We start from the raw sequence: 6,779 nt of genomic DNA on the forward strand, positions 1-6,779 counted from the left end.
CTTGTGGGAGCTGAAGCCATTTTGAAATTAAGATCGCTGAAATCAAGCAGTGATTTTAATGACTACTGGTCGTTCCATAAACAGAAGTCCAAAGAACGGCTTTATCAATAAACTGAAAGAGCCATCGTATGAAAGGAACTGCACCCAATTAAAAATAACTGCTAGTAATTTGGATTAAAAAATCTAAGGATAGATCAGCTGATCATCGAACTAAACCAACGCTGGCAATTCGCTGCGCCACCTCGCCGTAATTTATCCATTCGTTCACAATAAAGTGTTAATGATTGCATATTTCCAGCAGCGCCTTTAAATAATACGCCAAATTCAGTACAGAGCCTGAGCCAGTTTTCCGTGGGTAAATTAAGTCTTTCAAGGATATGTGCACTTCGCAGAATGGAGCCTTTTTTATCAGTCCTTATGCATCGTCCTGTTTCTTCAACTAGTAAAAGGTAATCTTCAGCAACGAAAGGCAAGCCATTTGGCATATTTAACCGCTCATTTCCTGAAAACGGTAATAATTCTAGTGGTTGTTCACCTTTCAGTGCTGACTTAATTCGTCTTTGAATACTGGTAAAGTCAGATTGCTCTGGTGAATCCGTCATTTTAGCTCTGATAGGATTTAAATCGACATAAGCCATACAAGCCAACAGAGCGCCTTCATCTAATAAGGCTTGAGACTTAAAGCGACCTTCCCAAAAACGCCCACTGCATTTGTCTTCTTTATTGGCCAAGCGTGCAATAGGCTCATTGAGCGAGCGCATAAACCAACTAATATCAGCAAGGCGGTGGCGGTATTCAGCAACCTGCTCATCGAGCTGTTTCATATCCCATTTACTGAGTTTTTCACCTTTAATGAATTTGTGTGAAAGAGGCGTGCCCTTGAATAGCTTATGCCATTGAGTTAGCACATCAAAATCAGACCAACTTTTTACTAGTTCAATATCAATACGAAGCACAACATGGAGATGATTAGACATCACGGCGTAAGCACAGATTTCAACAGCAAATACATCGGCAAGTTCTAGCAAGCGGTTTTCTACCCATTCACGACGATGCTCATAATTATTTCCTGAATAAAGATCTTCTCCACACAAAAACGCTCTTCGCACGCAACGTGAAACGCAGTGATAAAAGGGCGTATCTTCAACACTCACAATCGTTTTTCTTGCTTTAGGCATTTCGCATACATCCTTGTCTAAATCTGTTTTAAAAGCGTAGACAAGGAATAAACACACTGCAAATTATTATGGGTGTCTCATTTATTGTTTCTCGTTTATTGGTTTATTCATGGGTGTCTCGTTTATTGTTCGACGCCGAAGAATGCTAAAACTGGGCACTAGTAAATCTTAAGAAACTTATGGATAGGTACTTACAACTCTTTTCATGACGATACCTGACCACAATGCAAATACTGAATTGAGGATATTAATATCTAAAGTGAAATTTTATGAGGTACTGCAAAGTTCTTACCAATTTTGTGAGTTAAAAACTACAGTCCAATACTTAAATGAGCCGTTCAGAAAATAGAGCTATAAAAGCGCAAAAGCATCAAAGACAACATAAACAACCATTTTACTGCTGCAAAAACAAGCACGACAGATCAATACTCCCTCCAAGAAGGATGCTCATTTCCGTTTGAATAACGGGTTTACGCCTAAGATGAATGTTAATTAATCAAAAACATAATGAAAATCAACTTCACCTATCGTATAACTGGATCTCTATTACTAATTCTATCAACGTGAGGTTGGAGGTAATTATGGCTTATGGCTCACCTACTTTACATGCTCCTCAGCCCAGTGCTCCGCCTCATGATCAATATTCTAAAGAATTACCACCTCCCCCATATAATCAGATAAGTAATGGGCAGCACTCATATCAAGCTCAAGGAATTGTCTCAGATTCAATGAACGAATTCATGACTGCACAGCCTCCGGAAGTCGTTGATAGATGGATTCCTGTTCACCAAGAAATGCCACGAGAAGGAACGTTGACAAGACCCCATACATCAGTAACCATTCATGAAGTAACCTACGAAAAATCGGCGCTAAAAGTTGAAGTTGCTGCTGATTTATTAAATTTATCCGGTTTAAAAAGTCTAAAGCAACTTAAAGCCCTTACGCAAAACATCGGACTTAACTGGGAGTCAAACAAAGAGGAGATTTGCGCTGACACTTCCATATCTCCTGCACAAAAAGAGGATAAAATTTTAGCCACCGATCATTGGCGACTGCTATATAACTTATTAACTCTGTGGAAAGCTGACCGTTCAGCGAGCTTCACCACTTTAATTACAGGGTTAAAAACACAAAAATTGACTCTCAAACCTGAGGATGGAGCGTGGCTTGCCCCCTGCTTAACTCATCCTGCTAAAGCTCAAATCATGCAATTGGAGCAAAATATTCAGAGAGCTCAAGCTTCGATACAACAATTAGAGACTGATTGCGAAAGCCTTCGTGCAAAAATGAAAGAAATGGAATTTAATCATGGTGACGAACGTGCAAAATTAGCAAACGCTCAGGCAAAGAATACGGTTCTAAAACAAAAACAGTCTGGCTACGAATCTCTAATGAAACAGATGATGGTAGAAATGGAAAGCCAAAAAAAACAACTGGCCGAACTGAAAAACGCTAACGAGAGTTTAACTCTAAAACTGCAACAGAAACAGACTCATCAAACCTTTGCTTTAGAGCAAAGCGTCCGTGAACATCAAGCAACAGAAACCCGTTTAAGGACAGAGCGAAATAACTCACGACTAGACGTGCAAGCATTAAATCAACAAATAGCATCTTTGAACGGTCTGTTATCTAAAGAAAAAGCCGCTTCTCAACATGTGCTTGTTCAAGCTCGCCGAAAAGGGGAGGAAATTTCTGCACTAGAACAACAAATTAAAGAACTCGAAACACAGAATAAAGGACTGCAGAACGAATTAAAAACAGAAGTATTTAAATCCAGTTATATTTATGAAGTAAATGATACTGTTCGGAAAGAATACACTGCAATGTCAGATAAATACTCTGTGTTTAAGTCTCAGTTAGAGCTGCACAAGGGGAAAGAGTTTTTTGAACGTTTAGAGAGTGACTATAAAAAAAGAGGTGGTAATTTAGATGATTGTGAAGCCTTTGTTAAAGAAAAATTGCAAAAAACCCATGATTTAGATGATGAATTAACAGTGCTTAAGAGAGGTAAGCCTCAACCTTCAGATGGTGAAGTTGTTCGAGAAAGTTAAATAGTCGACTAAAAGTTTCTTAAATCACAAAACTTCTCAGAAAGTTGAGTTACCTCATAAAATTTCATTTTAGATCATAGTCCCCTAAAGTTATTACTAAACTAAATCTGATCCCTTTTTGCATTACATTCTCCAAAATTTTGGATGCATTCTAGTGAATGCATCCAATCGAAAACTTAGTAAATACCTGTTCATAAGTTTTTTATTGAACAAGCTGAGCTTGCTTTGCTCTCAAGTTTTTTTCGCTGTGCTTTCCAGCTTCTTGCAGCACGTCACGACTCCCCTTTTCTTGACCAGCATTAATTTTTAAAAAATTAATTTGCCAATAATTATCATGCCTAATTAAATGAAAGTCATAAGAGCTAGATATTTGCCAAAAGCCTTTATCACCTAAAAAGTGACTCGCTGTAATATCAGCAGTTGCCATTGCTTTATCACCTGCGATATGAACCTTCACATGTGAAATTGAGTGATGCGTAACATCAAAGCCTGGTAACAAAGCAGCCCATTGTTGCATCAAGGTTTTGCGGTCAACACTGGATGCTTCTCCGCCGAATAAAGAGGTGTAATCTACGGTCACCTTCGGAGCAAAAAGCCGCCCTAAGTATTCAAATGCATTCTGATCGGCAAGTGCTGAGAAACTTTCTATCGTAGAAGTTATCTGATGTTCATCTTTACTTTCTTGATTGGCCAATGCTGACATACTCAATACTCCAATAAAAAATGCTAAAAGAAATTTAAGTTTCATAATCATCCTTAATTGTTCTTAATTGTCCTGAAAATGTTCAGCAACAAGAACAGCCGCTTTGTTGACATATTGAGGCACATCATAAAAATCAAACTGAGTGGCACCCTCCAACCATACCGCTTTTACATTATCTCCAGAGTTTTCGAGATATTGATGTGCTCCAACAGGCAAAGCCATGGTCTCTGAAGCAACTATTAATACGTTTTTTTGTTGTGAGCTGGCACCTTTCAATGCATCAAATGTTAACCAAGGACGCAACATTAAACTTATTGTCATATTCTGATATTAAACCACGGTCAGTCTCGGTGTAATATGGAGCTTGATACATAAGTGCATTTTCATTGGTCAAACTTGCCGCCTCTATATAACTAGGTTGCTCTGATTGTTGCGCTTCATCACTCATTTCGAGCAAGCCATTGACGCTTTCTTCACCACCGTAAATATTGGTTGCTAAAGCTTGATCGTGTAACCAAGGTGCAACGAGAGCAACTGCTTTTAAATCACTGGATTGTGAAGCCGCATTAAGCATATATCCTGAAGAAGCGCAGACTCCTAAACCATAAATCTCTGAGACCTCAATAGCGTGATTGGCACTAATGGCTTCGACGACAGCATGAATATCTTCGGTTTTTCTTACTGGGTCTTCTAAATATTTATACTTTGCCTGATCTTCCGAACCTCCCCAGCCTCGAAAATCGAACACCAGCGCCGCAAACCCGCGTTCTTGCAAAGCCTTAGCGTATGTCGTCGGCATTTGTTCTTTTACCGTAGTCCACGCCCCCGTAATAATGATCAATGGGGGTTTAGCTACATTTTTGGGTGAATATAAATTGGCTGCTATTACACCAACACGTGTTGATAACATGATTTTCTGCATGATATTTACCATTCGATTTGTTGTTTATCTCTGAAAAATTGACCTGTTGGGCCTTGTCTGTCTAAATTCGCTAACCAAAGCGCCGTTGTCGCTGCTTCTTCAGGTGAACGAGTAGCTGAACTCCCTCCCATACGAGTACGAACCCATCCGGGGCACATGGCATTAATTTTTACGTGGTCAGAATAGCTTTGTGCAGCGACTTTAGTGATCGCATTCAAACTTGCTTTGCTAATGGAGTAAGCAGCAGGTCCCGTTAAGCCCTCAGAGAAGGCTCCCCAACCAGAGGAAACATTTACAATGCGTCCATACTTATTACTTTCCATTGCTTTTGCAAAGTGCTGAATATGATCAAAAGTGGCCAACGCATTAATCTGCATGGATACTGAAAATTGGGCACGAGATAGTTCAGAAAAGCGGCCTTCAGTTAAGATTGCAGCATTATTAATCAGAATATCTACGTTAGGATAACGATTTGAGATCAAGCTCATTTGTTCTAACAAATACTTTGGCGTCGCTAGATCTAATTCAACGACGATAATCTGCTGGTATTTATTATTTTGTTTTGATAACTGCTCAACAAGTTGCCTTCCTTGCTTAACATTTCTACAACCCATTAACACCGTATGCCCAAGCTCTGCCAAGCCTTTAACAATAGCCAAACCTATACCACGATTACCGCCTGTCACTATAGCGACCTTCTTATCGGTAGTCATATTTACCTCTTATGCAACTAAAGGTTTACCACGTAATCATGAATCGTAATATCGCCGTACTCATTGAGAGTAATTTGCCAAGTTTCATCAACCTGCAAATCTAATAATTGCCCTTTAAAATGAGAGTCAGCAAACGTCTCGGCGACTAACTTGATTCTTAGGTCAAGTTGATACCCTTCTTCTATTGCTGAAATAGTTAACTGCTGTACTTGATGATCACCATTTGGTTTAATCGCTGAGCGGGCTGTGGCATACCAATCCCTGAAGCCGTCATGACCAGTGAATTCCCCTTCAGGCATCACTAAATGTAAATCACTCGACAACCGCTTTGTAAAATAACTGCTGTCTTCGGGCAATAAATCGAATTGATTAAACCATTGCTCAACAAAGCGCTTTATTTTTACTTCATCCGAATGCAGTGAATAATTAATAGCGTCAATGAGTCGCTGTGAGTGTTCCGCCGCTTTAGCTTGTACATCTTCAAGTTTGTTGTACACACCTTCGATATAAACCATGCCATGGGTATAAATGGGCTTTTGATAATCCATCCCAGCTAAATAGGCCGTTTGTTGAAGAGGATAAACAAATTGCTCTATCGTGAAGTGGTTATAGCCAAGCGGTTCATAGCTGTCTTCTGGGCCACCGACGGTAATGGATAAAATAAGGTGTTTGCCTTTTAACTTGTTACCTTCAGGTCCAAAGGCAAAATTGAAGGTAAGCACATCATCGAGCCACTTTTTTAGTAAACCCGGTACTGAATACCAGTAGAGAGGAAACTGCAAAACAATCACATCAGCTTTTAACAATGCTTGTTGCTCTGATTCAACACCAATATTGTAATCCGGATACAGCTCATCTAAACGCCTGATATTTAGATTATCTAGTTTCTGATCTAACTGATTAAGGATGAATGAATTTGCATAAGATTTTTCTAATTCAGGGTGACCTGAAATTACCACTACATTGCTCATATTAAGTAACCCATTTATATTTTTTCGATGAGCAAATATTAAGCAAAATCATTCCTAAAGATTAGATGACATTTAGCTAAATTATTATTAGTCTAAGGCTAATAATAATTTTATAAATTGTAACTATTCAGCTGGGTAAACAAAGATATCAGGCAAGTGCCCGCTGAACAGCAGGTTCAACGAAGTTGAGGCTGTGATATTTTGCTTTCGACAACTCGAAACGTAACTGCGTATGGCACAG

Annotated in this window: 7 protein-coding genes; 1 reads left to right on the forward strand and 6 read right to left on the reverse strand. The window is 39.2% G+C overall.

Features of this window, described 5'->3' with window-relative positions; genetic code table 11:
• Positions 1 to 194: 194 nt before the first annotated feature.
• On the reverse strand, positions 195 to 1,178 hold the full coding sequence (locus JQC92_RS20230) for a transposase (protein WP_205001336.1): 984 nt from the start codon (positions 1,176 to 1,178) through the stop codon (positions 195 to 197).
• Between the two features lie 581 nt (positions 1,179 to 1,759).
• On the opposite strand from JQC92_RS20230, the gene JQC92_RS20235 reads away from it, so the two are divergent.
• Positions 1,760 to 3,229, forward strand: coding sequence for a hypothetical protein (locus JQC92_RS20235; RefSeq protein ID WP_205001337.1), 1,470 nt, complete (start codon positions 1,760 to 1,762; stop codon positions 3,227 to 3,229).
• Positions 3,230 to 3,431: 202 nt separating this feature from the next.
• Here the strand turns inward: JQC92_RS20235 and JQC92_RS20240 are convergent, their stop codons facing one another.
• From JQC92_RS20240 to JQC92_RS20260, 5 genes are read right to left on the reverse strand one after another with little or no spacing between them, the layout of a single operon-like run.
• Positions 3,432 to 3,977: a nuclear transport factor 2 family protein gene (locus tag JQC92_RS20240; protein WP_205001338.1), complete on the reverse strand. Its 546-nt coding sequence runs from the start codon at positions 3,975 to 3,977 to the stop codon at positions 3,432 to 3,434.
• Positions 3,978 to 3,995: 18 nt separating this feature from the next.
• Positions 3,996 to 4,253: a hypothetical protein gene (locus JQC92_RS20245; RefSeq protein WP_205001339.1), complete on the reverse strand. Its 258-nt coding sequence runs from the start codon at positions 4,251 to 4,253 to the stop codon at positions 3,996 to 3,998.
• The gene (locus tag JQC92_RS20250; protein ID WP_205001340.1) at positions 4,213 to 4,854 is read right to left on the reverse strand and encodes an alpha/beta hydrolase; all 642 of its coding nucleotides are present in this window, start codon (positions 4,852 to 4,854) and stop codon (positions 4,213 to 4,215) included. Before JQC92_RS20250 ends, JQC92_RS20245 begins: the two co-directional genes overlap by 41 nt.
• 5 nt (positions 4,855 to 4,859) lie before the next feature.
• Entirely contained in the window at positions 4,860 to 5,567 is a 708-nt protein-coding gene (locus JQC92_RS20255; protein WP_205001341.1) for an SDR family NAD(P)-dependent oxidoreductase, read from the reverse strand.
• Positions 5,568 to 5,584: 17 nt separating this feature from the next.
• Positions 5,585 to 6,538: an NAD(P)H-dependent oxidoreductase gene (locus JQC92_RS20260; protein ID WP_205001342.1), complete on the reverse strand. Its 954-nt coding sequence runs from the start codon at positions 6,536 to 6,538 to the stop codon at positions 5,585 to 5,587.
• Between the last annotated feature and the right edge of the window lie 241 nt (positions 6,539 to 6,779).

Origin of the sequence: Parashewanella hymeniacidonis (genome assembly GCF_016900895.1) — a bacterium.
In the GTDB taxonomy this organism is placed as follows: Bacteria; Pseudomonadota; Gammaproteobacteria; order Enterobacterales; family Shewanellaceae; genus Parashewanella; species Parashewanella hymeniacidonis.